The 18116-nt window shown below is 39.0% G+C and carries 17 protein-coding genes; 1 reads left to right on the top strand and 16 read right to left on the bottom strand.

The window, feature by feature from the left end:
- Positions 1 to 125: 125 nt before the first annotated feature.
- From I6F49_RS16555 to I6F49_RS16545, 3 genes are all read right to left on the bottom strand, one after another.
- Positions 126 to 575 (bottom strand): response regulator, encoded by a 450-nt coding sequence (locus tag I6F49_RS16555; protein ID WP_197181366.1) that lies wholly within the window; start codon positions 573 to 575, stop codon positions 126 to 128.
- The gene (locus I6F49_RS16550) at positions 572 to 2026 is read right to left on the bottom strand and encodes a sensor histidine kinase (RefSeq protein WP_197181368.1); all 1455 of its coding nucleotides are present in this window, start codon (positions 2024 to 2026) and stop codon (positions 572 to 574) included. The genes I6F49_RS16555 and I6F49_RS16550 overlap by 4 nt, the downstream gene beginning before the upstream one ends.
- 351 nt (positions 2027 to 2377) lie before the next feature.
- Complete coding sequence (locus I6F49_RS16545) at positions 2378 to 2815, bottom strand: PACE efflux transporter (RefSeq protein ID WP_197118774.1); 438 nt, start codon at positions 2813 to 2815, stop codon at positions 2378 to 2380.
- A gap of 126 nt (positions 2816 to 2941) precedes the next feature.
- Between I6F49_RS16545 and I6F49_RS16540 the strand changes: the two genes are divergently transcribed.
- On the top strand, positions 2942 to 3847 hold the full coding sequence (locus I6F49_RS16540) for a LysR family transcriptional regulator (protein ID WP_197181365.1): 906 nt from the start codon (positions 2942 to 2944) through the stop codon (positions 3845 to 3847).
- Between the two features lie 16 nt (positions 3848 to 3863).
- On the opposite strand, the gene I6F49_RS16535 is transcribed toward I6F49_RS16540, so the two are convergent.
- From I6F49_RS16535 to I6F49_RS16475, 13 genes are all read right to left on the bottom strand, one after another.
- Positions 3864 to 4508, bottom strand: coding sequence for an MOSC domain-containing protein (locus I6F49_RS16535; RefSeq protein WP_197181364.1), 645 nt, complete (start codon positions 4506 to 4508; stop codon positions 3864 to 3866).
- A 71-nt stretch (positions 4509 to 4579) separates the two neighbouring features.
- Positions 4580 to 5266 (bottom strand): hypothetical protein, encoded by a 687-nt coding sequence (locus I6F49_RS16530; RefSeq protein WP_197181363.1) that lies wholly within the window; start codon positions 5264 to 5266, stop codon positions 4580 to 4582.
- 422 nt (positions 5267 to 5688) lie between these two features.
- Positions 5689 to 6147, bottom strand: coding sequence for a molybdopterin synthase catalytic subunit MoaE (gene moaE / locus I6F49_RS16525; protein ID WP_182779952.1), 459 nt, complete (start codon positions 6145 to 6147; stop codon positions 5689 to 5691).
- On the bottom strand, positions 6147 to 6446 hold the full coding sequence (locus tag I6F49_RS16520) for a MoaD/ThiS family protein (protein WP_166420735.1): 300 nt from the start codon (positions 6444 to 6446) through the stop codon (positions 6147 to 6149). Before I6F49_RS16520 ends, moaE begins: the two co-directional genes overlap by 1 nt.
- Entirely contained in the window at positions 6424 to 6894 is a 471-nt protein-coding gene (gene moaC, locus I6F49_RS16515) for a cyclic pyranopterin monophosphate synthase MoaC (RefSeq protein ID WP_197181367.1), read from the bottom strand. Before moaC ends, I6F49_RS16520 begins: the two co-directional genes overlap by 23 nt.
- A gap of 1 nt (position 6895) precedes the next feature.
- Positions 6896 to 7435 (bottom strand): molybdenum cofactor biosynthesis protein B, encoded by a 540-nt coding sequence (gene moaB, locus I6F49_RS16510; protein ID WP_007585240.1) that lies wholly within the window; start codon positions 7433 to 7435, stop codon positions 6896 to 6898.
- On the bottom strand, positions 7432 to 8142 hold the full coding sequence (mobA, locus tag I6F49_RS16505; RefSeq protein WP_197181362.1) for a molybdenum cofactor guanylyltransferase: 711 nt from the start codon (positions 8140 to 8142) through the stop codon (positions 7432 to 7434). The genes moaB and mobA overlap by 4 nt, the downstream gene beginning before the upstream one ends.
- Position 8143: 1 nt before the next feature.
- On the bottom strand, positions 8144 to 9115 hold the full coding sequence (gene moaA, locus I6F49_RS16500) for a GTP 3',8-cyclase MoaA (protein WP_197181361.1): 972 nt from the start codon (positions 9113 to 9115) through the stop codon (positions 8144 to 8146).
- Between the two features lie 16 nt (positions 9116 to 9131).
- Entirely contained in the window at positions 9132 to 11828 is a 2697-nt protein-coding gene (locus I6F49_RS16495) for a nitrate reductase (RefSeq protein ID WP_197181360.1), read from the bottom strand.
- 40 nt (positions 11829 to 11868) lie between these two features.
- Positions 11869 to 13392: an FAD-dependent oxidoreductase gene (locus tag I6F49_RS16490; RefSeq protein WP_197181359.1), complete on the bottom strand. Its 1524-nt coding sequence runs from the start codon at positions 13390 to 13392 to the stop codon at positions 11869 to 11871.
- A gap of 239 nt (positions 13393 to 13631) precedes the next feature.
- Positions 13632 to 14825 carry an alginate export family protein gene (locus I6F49_RS16485; protein ID WP_197181358.1) on the bottom strand — a complete coding sequence of 398 codons (1194 nt, stop codon included), beginning with the start codon at positions 14823 to 14825 and terminating at the stop codon, positions 13632 to 13634.
- A gap of 9 nt (positions 14826 to 14834) precedes the next feature.
- Positions 14835 to 16577 (bottom strand): bifunctional protein-serine/threonine kinase/phosphatase, encoded by a 1743-nt coding sequence (locus I6F49_RS16480; protein WP_197181357.1) that lies wholly within the window; start codon positions 16575 to 16577, stop codon positions 14835 to 14837.
- A 13-nt stretch (positions 16578 to 16590) separates the two neighbouring features.
- Positions 16591 to 18060 (bottom strand): NarK family nitrate/nitrite MFS transporter, encoded by a 1470-nt coding sequence (locus tag I6F49_RS16475; protein WP_197181356.1) that lies wholly within the window; start codon positions 18058 to 18060, stop codon positions 16591 to 16593.
- Positions 18061 to 18116 lie beyond the last annotated feature (56 nt).

Here is an 18116-nt window from a genome sequence, read left to right as displayed (position 1 = left end):
AGTAAGACCTTTACCAGCTTGAAGTTCAGCTAATGCTTTGTTGAAATCGAAAGATTGAGTCATGTGTCACTCCTGTTTTCTTAATAATACTGAAATGACACAGATTTCTAAACACTACCTACAAATCAGCTGTTTTCGTTTAAATGCTGACCGATGACAGCCAATATCTTCTCTTTCAAATCTGCCGCTTGAAAGGTGCCTTTTACAAGGTAACCTTTAACAAAATCGTGTGACATTATTATCTTTTTTTCTTCTTCTCTTTCAGATGAGCTAAACATCATAACCACACAAGAGCTGATTTCTATCATCTTTCTTAGTTTAGAAAATTTCTCTAAAAATTGGATCCCATTAACTCTTGGCATATTAATGTCTAAAAATATAAGTATTGGAGGAAATCCATCAGGGTATTCTTTTCTGTTAGCTTCATAATTCTCTAAAAATTCTAATGCTTCTTGACCATCTTTTTTTTCAAAAATTGTAAGCTCTAATTCGGCTTCTTTTATTAGTCTTTTAAGAATGTAGCGATCAACTTCATTGTCATCGACAATTAATATTGGGGGTTTAATTTTTGTCATGTTAGCTTATCCATTGGTATTATTATTTTAAACGCTGTACCTTCAGCAGAACTTTGCAGCGATATTTCACCATTTAAATATTCAATATGTTTTTTAACCAGCGCCATACCTAAACCAGAGCCACTGCTCGTGTCTGCATGAAATCGTTTGAACATATCAAACACTTCACTTTGATGCTTTTGTGGTATTCCAATGCCGTTATCTGTAACAATAATAATAAAATTTTCCTGTTCGTTAAAAATATCACAGTGAACAAAAGGTGCATCTTTATCTCTGTCGTAATATTTAAGTCCGTTAGATATCAAGTTTTCGATAATTTGAGCAAAACGTGCTTTTTCAGATTTTATTGGTACAGATAAATTAATAGTTGTTTTAAGCGTACAAGGGTTATCTTGCATGAGCCAAGTAAGTCGCTCTTTCATGTCAATAATTAACTGGTTAAAGTCAATAATGTTTCTATCTTCATTACCAATTTCAGCTTTCGCTAACAGTAAGATATCAACAACAAGTGTTTCTAACTTCTCCATTTGTTGATAAATAATCAGCGCATTTTGACTCGCCTCTTCAATATCTCCTGCTTTTATATCTTCAATAACAAAATGTGCCAGAGACTTAGCCCCAGATAATGGTGATTTTAGATCATGAGATGCTCGGTAAGCAAACTGAGCAAGTTCATCATTTGCTTGCTGCAGAGAAGCCGTTTGGCTGTTTATAATTTCTTTGAGCTCAATGCTGTTTTCAATATTTAAAAGATCATTTTTAATACGCTGCCTCGCCGCTATCACTAATGCTTTTAATTCACCTGACGTTTTAATATCAAGTTCATCATCTAGATTAATATTGCTTTCGGGCTTACTTGATAAAAGCAGGGTTAGATTTCGGATAGAGCTAGATATAGTGCGAGAAAGATACGTTATAAAAATAATATTGAAAAAAGATATAATCAAAACAAGGGGTATTAGCGTCATCAGTATAAACGATACTGTTTTTCTGATTGGTTCTTCAAACAGCTCTGAACTTATATTAAAGCCATTAAGTGACACATTTAGGTTTAGTAAAAAATCATCTCTGCTCAATTCAGCCTTTTTATATTGATCAACTGACAATAAAGCTTTATCTGCAATTTTAATATCGTTTTGACAGATTGTTAGCATGTGATCTGTGTTAATAGCTTTCATAATGGCAAGATTTAATGGGTTTATTTCGTCAATACACTCAATGGGTAGTTGTCTAATTAACAATATATCTGACTCGATAGTGTTTATATCAATGGGAATATCGTTTTCTATTTTTTTAACTGACTTGGTAAGTTGCTGAGCATATTTTAAGTGAAGAAAATTAAGTTGGTGAAACTTTGCCCCCTTTGCTATTTCAAAAGCTGAATAAATAGTAATACTTACTTCTGCTGCAGTTAAAATGACAATAAGCATCAACTTTCTGGAGATATTCATGTGCGACACCTATTTTAGCTACTAATTATTATTTTTATGCATAACACTATATTAAATATAGTATTCATAACCTTAGGTATAGCAGATTTATTTTTTTTTACTAGGTAGTCTATAAATTTTGATTTTATTTAGAGGATTTAATCACAGCATTAAAAATTGTAATATTCAAAGCTAAATAACAGTACATATTTAGCTTTACTCAATTTTTGATAAAAGCTTCATTGTTATTTTTTTGCCACTACAAAGCGGACGCAGGTAGTATAAAAGCTTCTAAAAATGCTGGTGTATTGGCAAATACACCAGCAGCTAAATACGAAATTTTGTTAAGTCATCCCATATTTAAAAAGTGCATTAACATGCAGCATTTTTTGAATGAAAAATATAAGCTCGTGTGTGATCGTACACTAGGTTAAAAGTAAAAGCATAAAGGGTTATAAAAAAAGTTACGCCTATATCCATTATTAATGCTTCCCATAGGCCTACTTTTAAAATGATTGCCATCACGGGGATAGTAAAAACAAGTAACCCGCCTTGAAATAAAAGCACGTGAAAAATACGGAATAATACAGAACGTTGCTCTTTTGCACCGGTAGCTACTTTGTCAAAACACCAGTTGAAAATAAAGTTCCAGCACATAGCAATGGTTGCAACAATTACCATCGTGCCCGATAAAGCCCCAATTGCATGATCTGTAAATAGTGCTAAACCTAAAATTGATAACGACACGGCTAAAATCTCAAACAAAACTGCCTGAAATACTCGCTCTGTTGCCCCCATTTTCTCTGTCATAATGTCCTCTTTTATCTATTCATATTTAAGTGTAGTAATAATGACAGATTTATTTAGTTACAAAAGTTAGCAACTATCACCTATAGTGATAAGATGAGTATATAGTTCTAGATAAAGTAGAATAAAATGTACAGCTTAGAGCAACTGAAAGTATTTGTAACCGTAGTAGAAACCGGCTCTTTTTCAGCAACCGGCCGAAAATTAAAGCGTGCGCAGTCGGGTATTAGCCAAGCTATTTCTAACCTTGAAATTGCAATAGATCAAACATTGTTTGACCGTAATAAAAACACTCCCACTTTAACAGAAAGTGGAAAAATCCTGCTACCTGTGGCTTATTCAATACTGCAACAACAAACTTATTTCGATCAAAAAGTTGAGTCTCTTGCTAAAAACAACGAGCAAGACGTAGTAATTGCGATTGACGAGAGTATAAGTAATCACGGGATTTTAAAAATAATAGCCCCACTTGCACAGCAGTACCCTATTACAAACTTTGAGCTAATATCAGCTACTACGTTTGATGTAGAAGAACTTATAAAAACAGGTAAAGCGCAAATAGGCATCATATATAGTGATGGTGAATTAAAGGTAGATATGGACTTTTTTTTGCTAGGCCAAGCTCGATTTTTAACGATTGCGTCACCGCAACATGCGCTTGCTAAACTTAATAAAGTAAATAGCAGTGACTTAAAAGCACATAGGCAATGTGCTCACCGTAGCCTCAATCAATCAGAGTTATGGTTTAGCTATGCTATAAGCGCTAAGGTTTGGTACGCCAATACTCATCAAACACTTATAGATTTGGTAACACAAAATGTGGGCTGGGCGTTGGTGCCTGAGTTGGCAATAAAACAACAACTTAAACAAGGTGACCTTGTTGCTCTTCCTGTAGTACATGAGCAAGGTGGTTGGCTAACGCCTTTAGGCTGTGTGGTATCAAGAAGCAAACCTACAGGCCCAGTTACTGAAAGTTTACTAACCCTTTTACAGCAACATTTTTTAAAAGAAGGTGATTGGAAAGCTAAAGTTTAACAGCACTCACACGGCGTTATATTGCGAGCTTCTTTTTAATCTTAATTTGCCACTCAAGCGCAAGCTCGGGTAGTTCAAGTGCTGCTAGTAATACGCTTTCATAACCTGGGTATTGTTTATCAAAAAACGCCTGAAACAACGTTTTTACTGAAATGTTATGCGTTGCTTTTTTCTCAATGGTCACCGCATCACCTGTTTTAGCAATGCCTTGTTCAAGCACTCTAAAGTAAACACCGGTGTGGTAATACTGAGTAAACAGTTTAAGGCTGTTTTTATTATTAAGTGCAATAGCCAATTTAAAGCACGGCACACGCGGCTGGCTTACTTCAAGTAATGCAGTACCAATACGAATATGGTCACCTATGTGTATATTTTGCTCATCAAGGTCTGAAATTGTAAAGTTTTCACCAAATATACCGCTACTTAAGTTCTCGTTTTCAAGAGCCTTCTGCCAATACTCATAATGATTTTGCGAAAACGCATATACTGCTTTATCCGCCCCGCCGTGGTTAACTAAATCAGCTTGTTCGTCACCTATAACATTTAGCTTTTCAATCGCTACAGGTTCGTTAGTTGGGGTTTTGAATATTCCCGTTTTCACCTCTTTACCATTATGAATAAGAGTTTTAATTTTAGAGATATTAGTCGAGATGATTTTCATATAAAACCTTTAATGAATACTTTAAATAGCCTAAAAATATATTACTACCTAAACCTTCCGTTTTATAGCGATTAGGAAGAGCTCAACACTAAATACAGCAGCACACTAACAGGTAAGCTCATAATAAATACATAGCCATAAAAAAAGGCGATGCCACCCGCTGAGGTATTATCTACGTCACTGCTTACAATAGCGCCACCTATAGGAATAAGTAGAAATATATTAATAAGTGTACATAAAATAAATGCATCCCCAAATGCAGGAATAAATGACGCAGCAACGCACAAAGCCAGCACGAGCATATTACTCAATCCATCTTTTATTTTTCGTTTGCTTTCAATGACCTTTATAATTAAAGCACTAAAAATCAACCCCAGAAAATAAAGTGAAGGCCAAAATTTTTCATACCCGTTTTCAACTATAAAGTGACCAACTAACCAGTCGAAAAAACCTGCTATCAAAAGAAATGAAACTATTGACGTTAGGATAGCGCTAGTATTTATTTTTCTAGCTATTACATACCTAAAATTTAGCAACAACGATAAAACAAGTGACACTACAGTAACAATAAACAGTAAAACGAATGCATTCCAGAAACCTTCTGCGGATAGATATGCAAGACTTGGCGTAACACCTAACGCAAGTTGATTAATTGGCTTATTTTCTGATGAATATTTTGCTTTGGCATACAAAGCAAAGTAAATACAGAACGGTTGTAAAAAAATAGCTAATAGTAAGAGAGTGTAAATTTTCATCATTCATCCTTGATGACAAACTGAACAATTTTTATAAGTCGCTAATATATAATAAAGTTAAAATTAGAAACACTACAAAAATGGGAGTAAGTATATAAAAAAGAATATTTGATATGATTTTGTATTTTTCTCTGAAGCTAAGCAAGCTATTGTACTGCGCCCTAAAAAATGGAAAAGTAAAAAAAGATCTAAAAATAAACCATAATACTAAGCTGCAGTGCAATTTTATTTCAAACCAAAACTGTTCAGGCTCAATATTTATAGAGTGACCAGCAGTGCTTTTTCCACCTATCGACCAGCCTGTTATGAGCTCTAACATAATAGTTAAAATTAATAGGACTGCTACCCAAAGCGCAGCGGACTCTAGTGACTCTCTTTTTGAGATAAATTTTGAACGCATCTTTATTCACACATTACATTTATAACTACTTTTGCCACTTGCCCAGCGCTTGTTTGTCACTTTGTTTAAATTCAACCCAATTTGATGAGTCTTTAAAGTGTTCTTTTTTCCAAAACGTGGCGTGGTTTTTTAAGTAATCCATTATAAATTGTGCGCCTTCAAACGCGGCTTGGCGGTGGCGGGACGTTACGCCAACAAATACAATTTGCTCGCCAAGTGCTAGATAACCAACGCGGTGAATAATACATATTCTCGCCAGTTGCCAGCGCGTTTGTGCTTGCTCTGCTATAGATTGCAGAAGTTGCTCTGTCATACCAGGATAGTGTTCAAGCTCAAGTGCAATAACGTTATCGCCACTGCTGAACTCTCTTACCAAACCTGTAAAGGTGACAACAGCGCCATCGCTTTTATTATTACTGCAAAGCGTATTGTGCTCGTCACCTACATTAAAATCATCGGTTTGTACTTGAATATGTATGCTCATTAGCCACCTGTAACTGGCGGAAAAAAGGCAAGCTCATCCCCCACTTTTACTATTTCATCACTTGATGACATAGTTTGGTTAAGCGCAGCAAGTAGCTCTCGCTCTTCCAGCCACGGTTGCCAATGTGGGTATTGACTCACTAATTTTAATTTAAGTTCTGAAATACTAAGTGGTTGGCTAATCTCAAGACTTAATTTACTGCACTTTAAGCGCTCTTTTAGTTGCCCAAAAAACAATAACTCTACTTTTCCGGCGCTAGGTAAAACATCGTTTGGATTAATCGCGCTGCCAACTGCCATTTTTGCCCCCTGCTTTTTGAGTAACGCACATGCCGCTAATTTCCATTAGTGGGTCGGCTGCTTTACACATATCAAACAAAGTAAGCGCAGCAACAGATACCGCTGTTAACGCTTCCATTTCGACCCCAGTTTTACCGGCAAGTTTGCAGTAGCTGGTTATTTTAATTTGGCTGTTAGCTTCATCAAGTTCAAAATCAACAGCTACTTTACTCAATGCAAGCGGATGGCAAAGCGGGATTAAATCGGCGCACTTTTTAGCGCCTTGAATACCTGCAATACGTGCCACGCCTAACACATCGCCTTTTTTATTTTGATTAAGCATTACTTGCTCAAAAGCAACCTTGCTCATGCTAATAAATGCTTCAGCTGAGGCATCACGCAGGGTTACGTCTTTGAGCGATACATCAACCATATTCGCTTGGCCGTTTTCGTCTACGTGGCTCAACATACTATTGCTCACGCGATTCACACTTTTTACCAATGGTAATGTGCGGTACAAAGTTACACGGTTTATGCATTGAATTAAGTTGATCTTTTATAATGCCTGTCCACGCTGTTTTACACGCACCTGTAGAGCCTGGCATACAAAAAATAACGGTGTTGTTAGCAAGTCCTGCCAACGCACGAGATTGAATAGTTGAATTACCAATTTCACCGTACGATATATGTCTAAATAGCTCACCAAAGCCGTCTACGCTTTTATCAAACAGCGGTGCAAATGCCTCAGGTGTTGAATCGCGTTCAGTAAAACCTGTACCGCCAGTCACTAAAATAGCGTGAATGGTGTCATCGGCTATCCACTGCGATGCAATGGCGCGCATCTGGTAAACATCATCTTTTACAATTTCTTTATCGGCTAGGTGATGACCCGCCTCAGTTAATGCTTTAATTAAGTAATGACCAGACGTGTCGGTAATCGCATCGCGCGTGTCGCTTACTGTTAGTACTGCAATGTTTAAAGGTATTTGTGTATCGCTTGTGTGGCTCATAATGTTCTTCTTAATTGATTAATGCTTTGGTCAAAATGCTCATTTACAGCTTTAAATTGCGCCGGTGTGTTGGTGTTTATTAATGCGTGCGCTTTATTACATAAAAGCGTTTGCACACCAATGCTTTGGGTAAACTGTTTTATTGATTTATGACTGTTTGCGTTTGTGAGTATGTGTTTTAAATGATTTTTTACACTGCTTGTATTACGAATATACAGCGGTAGCGGTTCATTTTCAAAGTGCCAAGCATGTATTTGTGACTGATTTAATTGATTGCTCACACTTTGTACGCTATTTGACTGCGAAGCCAGCACTATTGTGCTTAACAAACTGCTAGTAAGTAGTGGCATATCTACCGCAGTAATAAGTAAGTCGTGCTCGGTGGCTATTAATGTGGAGTAAATTCCGCCAAGGGGACCGCTATTTGGGTATATATCTTTAACGTACTTTTCTGAGGGATAATCGCTCGGTGAATAATGGCTAGATGACTTGGCTGAATTTGTAACATTACGGCTTATTAGTATATTTTTAGCACCTGCGTCTTTTAATAAATCACACGCATTTTGCAATAGCGTTTTATTTTTTAAAACTAAATCGGCTTTATCTGTGCCCATTCTTGATGACTTACCACCAGCAAGTACAACGCCTGTAAAATCGTGTTGAGCTTTTATATTCGAACCTGTATTAGCTCCGTTACAAGCACTCATATTAGCCACCTAACATGGCTAAGTGAGTTGTCGCACCTGTTAAGCGTTTATCTAGCTCATGACTTATTTCTTTATTGCCCATAGCAGCTCGAATTGCCTTTACGGTCGCTGCAGTATCATCCTCGTTTAGTAGCTCGCGTAAATCTATACCTTGCTCTGCAAATAAGCATAAGTGTAATTTACCTAGTGCCGACACCCTTAATCGATTGCAGCTTTTACAAAAATCTTTGCTGTACGGCATTATTAAACCAATACGACCATCGTAATCAGGGTGACAAAACTCTTCAGCGGGTCCATTTAATTTCCCCCTAACGACTTGTAACCAACCTTGGTCGAGTAACTGTGCTTTAACCGTTTGCCCACTTAAGTGATTTTCTTCAAAAAAGGTTGCGCCGTCACCTGTTTCCATTAATTCTATAAAGCGCACCGTAACTTTGTGGTGCTTTACCCACGCTAAAAAATCCTTCAATTGGTTTTTATTAAACTGCTTGGCAAGCACTGCATTTATTTTTATGTCTTTTATGCCCAGCTCTACAGCGCGCTCAATGCCTTTTAAAATAAGGTTAAGTTTGTCGTGCCCTGTTATGAGTTTAAACATACTCGGATTTAAGCTATCAATACTTACATTAAGTGCATCGAGCCCTGCGTCGGCAAATTCGTCTATTTTATTTAATAAATTAAACCCGTTGGTAGTCATGGCTACTTTTTCTATACCAGGCGTATTTTTACAGAGCTTTATAATATCGGTGACGTCGTTCCGTAAGCATGGCTCGCCACCTGTAATACGCACTTTTTTGGTACCTAGCTCTGCAAACGCATTTACTAAGGTGCTAATTTCGTTTTTATTTAAAAAATTACGCGGCGTATCGCACTGATACCCGTTTGGTAAACAATAACTACAACTAAAATTACATACATCGGTTATTGAGAGGCGCAAATAGTTAAACTGCCGACCAAATTGATCATTAAGCATATGCTTCCTTTTTTCTTTACATTACAACCGCAACATCAATGCTGCTAGAACCTGCTTTGTAATGTTGTTTTATTAATTGGCTCAATTGTGTTTTACACGAACCACAGTTCGTTCCACATTTAAGTTCAGACCCCAATTGCTCGACTGTGTTTGCACCGTTTTTAATGGCGTTTATAATTGGTTGCTCTCTTACTTTAAAGCAGCTACACACTTGTGCACCTTGGGTAAATTCTTCATCGAGAGTTGCATAAAGCAGTGACTGTAACTGTGTAAAAGTCAGTAACGGCTCTGCAAATAGATGATTTATCCATTCGAGTGATATTTCTTTCTGCTCGTTAGAAATAACACCAACAAACGCTAGTTGATCGTTTTGAATACACTGCACATGCATGGCTTTTGCCGTACTCATAGCCGACCACTGCCCTTGTAAACCAGTCAAGGTTTGGCAGTAATACAGTAAATCACTTTGTGGTTCATTAAGCGCCAATTGATAATTAAAGCAATTACTTGCATTAACTTTGAGCCAAAAATCACTGTTTATAACAAGTTCGCTTTTAGCAAACAGCTGCATATATTGCACAAAGGGTGCTTTAACTATATTAACAGCGCCGTGTTTACACTCAGCCTGACCAGATATCGGATCAACTACCGATTGATACAGCCCACTTACTGTAGCAGATGATGCAAATTGCTTGTTCCAATGAATAGGCATAAAGCATTCACCTTTGCGCACGGCATCGGTTACTTTGGCATGCGCGGTAACCTGCCCAGTTTGGGCAATCGCACTTATTAAATCGTTTTGCTTAATTGCTAATTTACTGGCATCAAGCGGATTAATTTCAATATACGGGCGTGTAATATGCGATGAAAGCGCAGTGCTTTTACCTGTGCGGCTCATGGTATGCCATTGGTCGCGTATACGACCCGAGTTCATTACAAACGGATAGTCGCTTGATGTTTTTTGCACAGGTAATTGCGGCGCTATAGGTATAAAACGTGCTTTTTTATCAGCGGTGCTAAATTGGTTATCTGTAAAAACCTGGCCGTTTTTATAAGGCTGATTTTTAACAACAGGCCACATAATGGGTTTTAAATTATCGTACTGGCTTTTTGTGAGCCCAACTAAACCAGAGAGGTTTAATAATCGGCTACCGTTATTTTCAAAGTCGGTTAATTGTGCCCATTCTTCAAAAATGCCACTGGGATCTGTAAAATCAAACCCTTTAAAGCCCATTTTTTTAGCAACGTCGCACATAATTTGCCAATCGTTTTTAGCACCAGAGTAAGGTGCAACCAACGGGCGCTGCCTTGATATTCTGCGTTCTGAGTTAGTTACTGTGCCGTTTTTTTCGCCCCATCCGGTTGATGGAAAAGCAACATCGGCAAATTTTAACGTATCACTTTTTGCAATACAGTCAGAAACAACCACCAGCTCGCAAGTCTCTAATGCTTTTTTAATAGCGGCGTTATTGGGCAAGCTCACCATAGGGTTTGTAGCCATTACCCACACTGCTTTTATTTTGCCTGCAGCTATTTCATCAAACATATCAATAGCATTACTGCCTGCTTTTTTAGCGATAGTTGGCGAGAGCCAAAAACGTTGCACAAGTGATTGATGCGCTGCGTTTTCAATATCTAAGTGCGCTGCCAATTGATTAGCCAAACCACCGACTTCGCGCCCGCCCATCGCATTGGGCTGCCCAGTAATCGAAAACGGACCGCTACCTGGTTTAAGTAATTTACCTGAGGCTAAATGTGCATTAATAATGGCGTTGCATTTATCTACACCCGAGCTTGATTGATTTATCCCCATTGAGTAAAAGCTAATTGCGCTTGGGCTGTTAGCAAATAGCGCGTAAAACTCAGTTACTTGCTCAATTGCTATATCGCAAAAGTCGCTAACTGCCTCACAGCTCCACTTTTGTGCCTCTTGCAGTGCGCTTTCAAAGCCGTTTGTGTGCTGAGCAATAAATTGCGTGTCGAGGTGGTTATGCTCATGTAGATAATTAAGTAAGCCGTTATAAAGTGCAGCATCGCTGCCTGGTTTTATATTTAAAAATGTGTCGGCAAGCTCAGCAGTGTCGGTTTTACGCGGATCAATAACCACCACTTTCATATTTAGGTTTAGCTGCTTTGCACGCTCCATTCGCTGATACAAAACCGGATGCGTCCATGCGGCATTAGAGCCAATTAAAATAAGCAGCTCAGTTTGTTCTAAATCCTCGTAGGTACACGGCACCACGTCTTCACCAAAAGCGCGTTTATAACCAGCTACAGCAGACGACATACACAGGCGCGAATTTGTATCAATATTGCCTGAGCCTATGTAGCCTTTCATTAATTTATTCGCGATGTAATAATCTTCGGTAAGTAACTGCCCAGACACATAAAATGCGACCGCGTCAGGTCCGTGCTTTTGTATTATGTCGTTAAATTTATTGGCAACATGATCGGTGGCTTCATCCCACGAGGCTGCTTTATTATTAATAAGGGGCGACGTTAAGCGATTATCACTGCCTGTTGTGTCGAGCAAATGCGTGCCTTTTACACATAAACGACCAAAGTTTGCGGGATGCTCTCGCATACCTTCTAGCTTGGTTGGCACATTATTAAAAAGTGAAATATCAACACCGCACCCTACACCACAGTAAGCACATGTTGTTTGTTTTAAACTCGTTTTATTTATAGTTGGTGACGTATTTGCGGTTGCCATACTGCTCTCTTTTAATGTGCTTTAATTAGTGTGCTTTAATTTATGCGGGCTGTTTTACAGGCTCATTAAGCGTAACTACGTTAATAGTGTTACTTGCTTTAGCAAGTGCGCTGCTTATTACGTTTTGAACGAGTTTTTCACAGCCACCACAACCGGTACTGGCTTTGGTGTTTTGCTGCACACTTGCCAGATCTATACAGCCTTTAGCGACTGATTGTTCAATGGTGTGTTTAGTTACTTTATGACAAGCGCAAATAATGGCGTCATCAGGCAAGTCATCCGCGCTTAGCTCTGCTATGTCGCCGGCAAGGGGCATAATGAGCGCTTCAGGCGCGGTGGTAAGTTCAATGTCGTTTAAATGATATTGCAGTAAATTATCGTAATCGCTGGTATCGCCAACAAGTACGGCGCCAATCAGCTTATTGCTTTGTGAATTAGTAACTATTTTTTTATAAATCCCATTGGCTTGGTCTTCAAAATAATAACTTATTGCACCTTCGCTGCGTGCATGTGCGTCGCCAATAGAGCCCACTTCAACACCCATTAATTTAAGCTTGGTGCTCATATCTGCACCGCTAAATTCATCTGCTTTATTGTCTGAGCCAGTACTTTGCAATGAACCTTGCTGGGTCTGTTGTAAAATATGCCCAACGGCTATTTTAGCCATGGCGTAACCGGGTGCCACTAAGCCAAAAATAAAGTTATTCCACAGTGCACATTCGCCAATAGCGTATATGTTTTTGTCGCTCGTTTGGCAGTGGTTATTAATTACAATACCGCCGCGCTCACCTAACTCTAAATTAAACTCGCGGGCTAAATTATCATAAGGGCGAATCCCCGCAGAAAATACAATCATGTCGGTTTCAAGGGTTTTACCGCCTTTAAAACACATTTTGTAACGGCAGTTTTCACCTTCTACTATTTCCTCGGTTGCCACCGATGTATGTACAGTAACGCCTAAATCGGTAATTTTATTTTTTAGTAGCCGACCGCCACCCGCATCAACTTGTACGCCCATAAGTTGCGGTGCAAATTCTATTACGTGAGTATGTAAACCCAGTTGCTTTAATGCGTTTGCAGCCTCAAGCCCTAATAAACCACCACCAATTACCACGCCTACTTTACTACCGTGAGCTGAGTTTTTTATTGCGTGTAAATCGTTAATAGTGCGATACACAAGGCAATGTTCACGGTCCTTACCCGGTATAGGCGGCACAAATGGGAATGAACCGGTAGCAAGCACAAGTTTGTCGTATTCAAACAGCTCCCCTTTAGCGGTTGTTACTGTTTGCGCATCACGATTTATATCAACCACTTTAGAGTGAATATGAAAGCGTACTTGCCAATCGTCATAGGTTTTATTACATGTAAGAGCGAGGTCGTCTGCGGTTTTACCTTTAAAAAAAGACGATAGTTGCACGCGGTCATACGCTAAGCGGTCTTCTCCACTTAATACCGTAATTTCAAATGGGTTATCAGCCTGATTTTGAGAAACTAGCTGCTGCACAAAATGATGCCCCACCATTCCGTTTCCTACCACTACAACACGCTGCTTACTTCGCATTTACTCACCTTAAAATGATATCTACTTTAGTAATTAACTAAAATTGAAATCGAATGATTTGTTATAGGATTGTTATAGCAATATGTAAGCCAAATATATAATCATTAAAAATCAGTTGGTTGCCTACATTGGTGCAGAGGTTGAAAGTGTAAATCCCCACAAGATGGTGCAGTTGCACCATCTTGTATCGCTATAAATTAATGAAGAAAATAAGAAGGGAAATTAAATACAACAAGGTATTAAAACTTAGCCCTCATCCATACCCATAATTTTTGAGTATCGACTTTATTTGCAGCAGTATCGCCCGCTGAATAATCAGCATATTTAGCACCCACCGTGTAGGTTTTATTAATCGGTTTAACGTATTGTACGTTCAGCTCACGACCTAAATCGTCAACCCCATTTGATTGCTCATTGGCATCAAAACTGTGATATGTCATCAGCCATTTACCGTCAAATGCTTTACCATTTAGGCTTATGTAAGTGTCATCCAAACCTTGTGTGGGTGTGCTCAAAAACATATCTGCCCAACCATTAAATTTATGCATTGTGGCAAGCGGTGCTGCAAACCCGTAATCGCCACTGTCAGAGCCGAGTGACTCGATGCCAACTTTTAATATTATGGGCTCACTGCCCAACCCATTAATATCAACACCTCCTTCAAGTGCATAGTAGTCTGTATCAAAATCACTCACACTTGTTGAAGCAGACTGCGTTGCATACTCCGCTTTGTAATAAAACGTTATGTCGTTTAGGGTTTTATTACCGTTAAAAGAAACGCCATAAGTGTCTAAGCTGTCGTCTTGTATTGCATCGTCACTTAATAAGTAACTGTATAAAACCACTTTACCGAAGTCTGTTTTAAAGCTGGCATTAATAAGATGATCGGACGATTTAATGTCTTTATCGTCAGAAAATATACGGTTACGCTTATTTAAATAACTGTACTGTAAATCTATGTTATTAAATGCGTAGTTAATGGTTGCTGCATCAAAGGTTTGCCTGTCTTGGCGCCAACCTACGTGCCCAACAAAGCGTTGCCCATCAAGTGCAATTACTTGGCGTCCTACTTTTAGCGAGAAACCATCGCGGGCATATTTAACAAAGCCTTGGTCAATTTCAGTGGTTTCGGGGTCGGCAATAACTGAGTAATCGGTATTTTTACCCACGGTGTTGTTGTAATCGTCTACGCCAAATAGGCTGCGAGTGTCTTCTACTTCAATAAGGGCTGAAAAACCATTCACCTCATCTGTTTGATGCGTTAAGCGGGTTCTGAGTGTTAAGCCGCTTGCATCTTTTAAGGAATTTTCTTGATCGACGCTTTCAAAACGTAGTCTAAAATCAAGATCGGTTTGCGAAGCTTGGCTTATTGAAGGCGCAGTGAAGCAACCCAGTATAAAAATAATAGGTAAGTTGTTCTTATAGTTAAGCATTTTGGTTCTCTAGGTTTTAATTATTAATACACACACCAAAGCAATAAATAAACATAGCGAAATACATTTCCAGACCATCACTGGATCGCGTTTTAGTATTGAGCTTTTATTGGCGGTACTTTCTAAATAAGGGTTAGGTTTGTTGATATCGTTTATAAACTCAGAAAAAGCTTGGTATCTGAGCTCGGGTTTAGGTGCAAGCGCCTTCATAAGGGCTTGATCTAACCAAAACGGAATATCGGCTCTGTATTTACGAATACTTGTGTAGTGCCAATGGCTGTAATCTTTTGGCGCTACGTGGTTAAGCGGCAGTGGTTTGTAAGGCAATTTTGAGCACAATAACTCGTAAGCAATCACGCCAAGTGAAAACAAATCACTTTTGAAATCGGCGTGCATAGTAATGAGTGTTTCGGGTGCAGTATAATCGGCAGTGCCTTGCGGGCAATCATCCGCAATTTGTTTAACCGACTCGTCCATAGCCGCAACACTTACTGTGCCGTAATCAATGAGCGTTACTTTACCGTGCGCATCTATCATTACGTTATCGAGTTTTAAATCACGATGTACCATATCGAGTCGCTGAAACGCCCTTAGCGCATGTACTATTTGTTCAATAATACTGCGTACTTGGGTTATTTCTGGGTGCGGCACGTCGTGTTTCCAATCACTGAGTGTTTGCCCGTCCATGTACTCACAAATATGATACAAAAAACGACTTTGCGATTGCGTACTCAGTACTTTCATCACATTTAAATGGTTTATGCGTTGCCCTACCCAACCTTCTCTTATAAAGCCTTGAAGGTAGTGCACATCGTCTTCAAAATTAACCGAAGGTGCTTTTAAAACCACTGGCGGTATATCGGGCGCTTGCTGCACTAAATAAATATGCGAGCGACTACTGGCATGTAATTTACGAATAACCGTGTAGCCATCAATTTTTTGCCCAACATTAAGTGCGGGTGGAATTTTTCGTCGTGTTAGCGAGTGATAAAGCTCATCTAACTTTTGCTCGGCAATATTTTCTACTTTTACCAGTAAACAACTTACGTTGTCGTCACTGCCTCGCGCTAATGCAAGTTCGGTAATTGCGTTAGCTGCATGCTCTAAATTAGCGTGCTCGTTAATTAATTTAGCTATGTCGCTGCTTGGCAGTACATCGTGTACACCGTCGCAGGTTAATATATAAATATCGTCGGTTTTTAGGTCAACTTCGTAAACATCTATTTCTTGATGAAGTTGTGCGCCAAGTGCACGGGTTAGCGTATCGTTTACTTTGTGATCCCGTGTTATCGCCTCTATTTTACTGTCGCGCAGGCGGGTAATACGCGTATCACCTAAGTGAAAAATATAACCCGTTGCCGACTTTAAAATAAGCGCTGTAAAAGTGGTCATCCAATCAGCTTGGCGCTGACCAAGATGATTATAATTAACCGATTGCGAATAAAGCCACTGATTTAAACTCGCTAACACTTTCGACACTGACTTTTTAACCGCCCAACTTTCGGGAGTATTTAAATACTCATTTATAAAATGAGTAACCGAAAGTTGAGACGCTTGTTTCGCATTTTTTGCTGATGAACACCCATCTGCTAAGCAGGCAATAACGCCTTTAGACTCTTTTTCTTGCGCTTTGGTGTTAAGAGCAGCAAACGCATCTTGGTTTTCTGCTTTTAACCCTTTAGCGCTGTGGCCGCCAAATGAAACATTGAGTTCATTTTTAAGTGCTTTTGCTTGGAGTGTTTCATCAAACATAATCAATAATGCCTTAAGTTACTGAAATAAGTTCTACGGTGCCGTCTTCATTTACTTCGGTAATATGTCCGTCTGGTTCTTTCATAAAAAACAGCGCGCCTAAGCCAAGTAATGCACTGCCTGCTATAATGAAAAAGAAGGTTTTATAGTCAACAAGCGACAATGCCGTTAAGTAAACCACTGCACCAACATTACCGTAAGCGCCAGTCATACCTGCAATTTGCCCTGTTAAACGGCGTTTAATTAGCGGCACTGCAGCAAATACTGCGCCTTCACCTGCTTGCACAAAGAACGAACACGCCATAGCTGCTACAACGGCAAGCCATAAAGGCCACGATGCGTCTACCAAGCCCATTACAAAGTAACCAACTGCAAGCCCCATCGTAAGTACAATAAGTGTTATACGGCGACCTAATTTATCTGAAATCCAACCGCCACCAGGGCGAGATGCTAAGTTCATAAATGCATAAGCAGAGGCTAAAATACCTGCGTACACCATATCAAGACCAAACACATCAATAAAAAACAGCGGCAACATAGAGACAACCGCAAGCTCAGAACCAAATGTTGTAAAATATAAAATATTTAAAACAGCTACTTGCTTAAACTCATAACGATGCGACTCAGGTACCGGTTCTTTAAAAATATGACCATTTACATCAAAGGTTTTATACACTTCGTAAATATAAAGTAGAACTAAAAAAGCATACACAGCAAGTACAAAATTAGCCGAAATTAAGTTAGCACCCGTTGGTGAAAGCTTCCAAGTAAGTAATGCTAATGCGCCGTACATAGGGATTTTCATAATAAGCAGTAATACAAAGTCGCCTTTACTGGTAACTTCCATTGCGCCTACTTTTTTAGGTTTAAAGTATGTGCCGCCCTTTGGTGTGTCGGTTACATTTATGTACCAAATAACACCAAATATAACGCTTAATACACCCGTTAAACCTATCGCATAACGCCAACCATCTTCGCCACCAAACATAAGTGCAATAATTGGTAGTAACATAGCCGCTGCTGCTGAGCCAAAATTACCCCAACCGCCATAAATACCTTCAGCTATACCCAGCTCATTAGCAGGAAACCATTCGCTCACCATTCGAATTCCCACAACAAAACCAGCGCCAATAAAACCTAGCGCAAAACGCGCTATTGCGGCTTGCTCAAATGTGGTTGCCATAGCAAACATAAAACACGGAATACTACAGCTAATAAGTAGTGCCGCATAAACAATACGCGGACCAAATTTATCGGTTAGCATACCCACTACAACACGCGCTGGAATAGTTAACGCGACATTCAAAATTAATAATGTTTTAACTTGCGCCATGGTGATCCCAAGCGAACCTGCTATAGCACCTAACAAAGGAGCATGGTTAAACCATACAAAAAATGACACAAAAAAGACCATCCAACTTAGATGTAATACTTTCATTTTTCCTTTAAAGGATATTAGGTTAAACCCAGAACTCGGTTGCATGTTTATTTTCCTCGTAAACGTATTATTGTTTTACTAATGCCCCACCCTTTTATATG

It is taken from the genome of Pseudoalteromonas sp. SWN166 (assembly GCF_015864485.1).
Lineage (GTDB): Bacteria > Pseudomonadota > Gammaproteobacteria > Enterobacterales > Alteromonadaceae > Pseudoalteromonas.
This window is presented reverse-complemented; position numbering and strand designations above follow the sequence as displayed.

What these genes read in the sequence shown, in the direction of transcription:
- I6F49_RS16555 (WP_197181366.1), bottom strand. Translation starts at nt 575, where the DNA reads ATGACAAAAATTAAACCCCCAATATTAATTGTCGATGACAATGAAGTT.
- I6F49_RS16550 (WP_197181368.1), bottom strand. Translation starts at nt 2,026, where the DNA reads ATGAATATCTCCAGAAAGTTGATGCTTATTGTCATTTTAACTGCAGCA.
- I6F49_RS16545 (WP_197118774.1), bottom strand. Translation starts at nt 2,815, where the DNA reads ATGACAGAGAAAATGGGGGCAACAGAGCGAGTATTTCAGGCAGTTTTG.
- I6F49_RS16540 (WP_197181365.1), top strand. Translation starts at nt 2,942, where the DNA reads ATGTACAGCTTAGAGCAACTGAAAGTATTTGTAACCGTAGTAGAAACC.
- I6F49_RS16535 (WP_197181364.1), bottom strand. Translation starts at nt 4,508, where the DNA reads ATGAAAATCATCTCGACTAATATCTCTAAAATTAAAACTCTTATTCAT.
- I6F49_RS16530 (WP_197181363.1), bottom strand. Translation starts at nt 5,266, where the DNA reads ATGATGAAAATTTACACTCTCTTACTATTAGCTATTTTTTTACAACCG.
- moaE (WP_182779952.1), bottom strand. Translation starts at nt 6,147, where the DNA reads ATGAGCATACATATTCAAGTACAAACCGATGATTTTAATGTAGGTGAC.
- I6F49_RS16520 (WP_166420735.1), bottom strand. Translation starts at nt 6,446, where the DNA reads ATGGCAGTTGGCAGCGCGATTAATCCAAACGATGTTTTACCTAGCGCC.
- moaC (WP_197181367.1), bottom strand. Translation starts at nt 6,894, where the DNA reads ATGTTGAGCCACGTAGACGAAAACGGCCAAGCGAATATGGTTGATGTA.
- moaB (WP_007585240.1), bottom strand. Translation starts at nt 7,435, where the DNA reads ATGAGCCACACAAGCGATACACAAATACCTTTAAACATTGCAGTACTA.
- mobA (WP_197181362.1), bottom strand. Translation starts at nt 8,142, where the DNA reads ATGAGTGCTTGTAACGGAGCTAATACAGGTTCGAATATAAAAGCTCAA.
- moaA (WP_197181361.1), bottom strand. Translation starts at nt 9,115, where the DNA reads ATGCTTAATGATCAATTTGGTCGGCAGTTTAACTATTTGCGCCTCTCA.
- I6F49_RS16495 (WP_197181360.1), bottom strand. Translation starts at nt 11,828, where the DNA reads ATGGCAACCGCAAATACGTCACCAACTATAAATAAAACGAGTTTAAAA.
- I6F49_RS16490 (WP_197181359.1), bottom strand. Translation starts at nt 13,392, where the DNA reads ATGCGAAGTAAGCAGCGTGTTGTAGTGGTAGGAAACGGAATGGTGGGG.
- I6F49_RS16485 (WP_197181358.1), bottom strand. Translation starts at nt 14,825, where the DNA reads ATGCTTAACTATAAGAACAACTTACCTATTATTTTTATACTGGGTTGC.
- I6F49_RS16480 (WP_197181357.1), bottom strand. Translation starts at nt 16,577, where the DNA reads ATGTTTGATGAAACACTCCAAGCAAAAGCACTTAAAAATGAACTCAAT.
- I6F49_RS16475 (WP_197181356.1), bottom strand. Translation starts at nt 18,060, where the DNA reads ATGCAACCGAGTTCTGGGTTTAACCTAATATCCTTTAAAGGAAAAATG.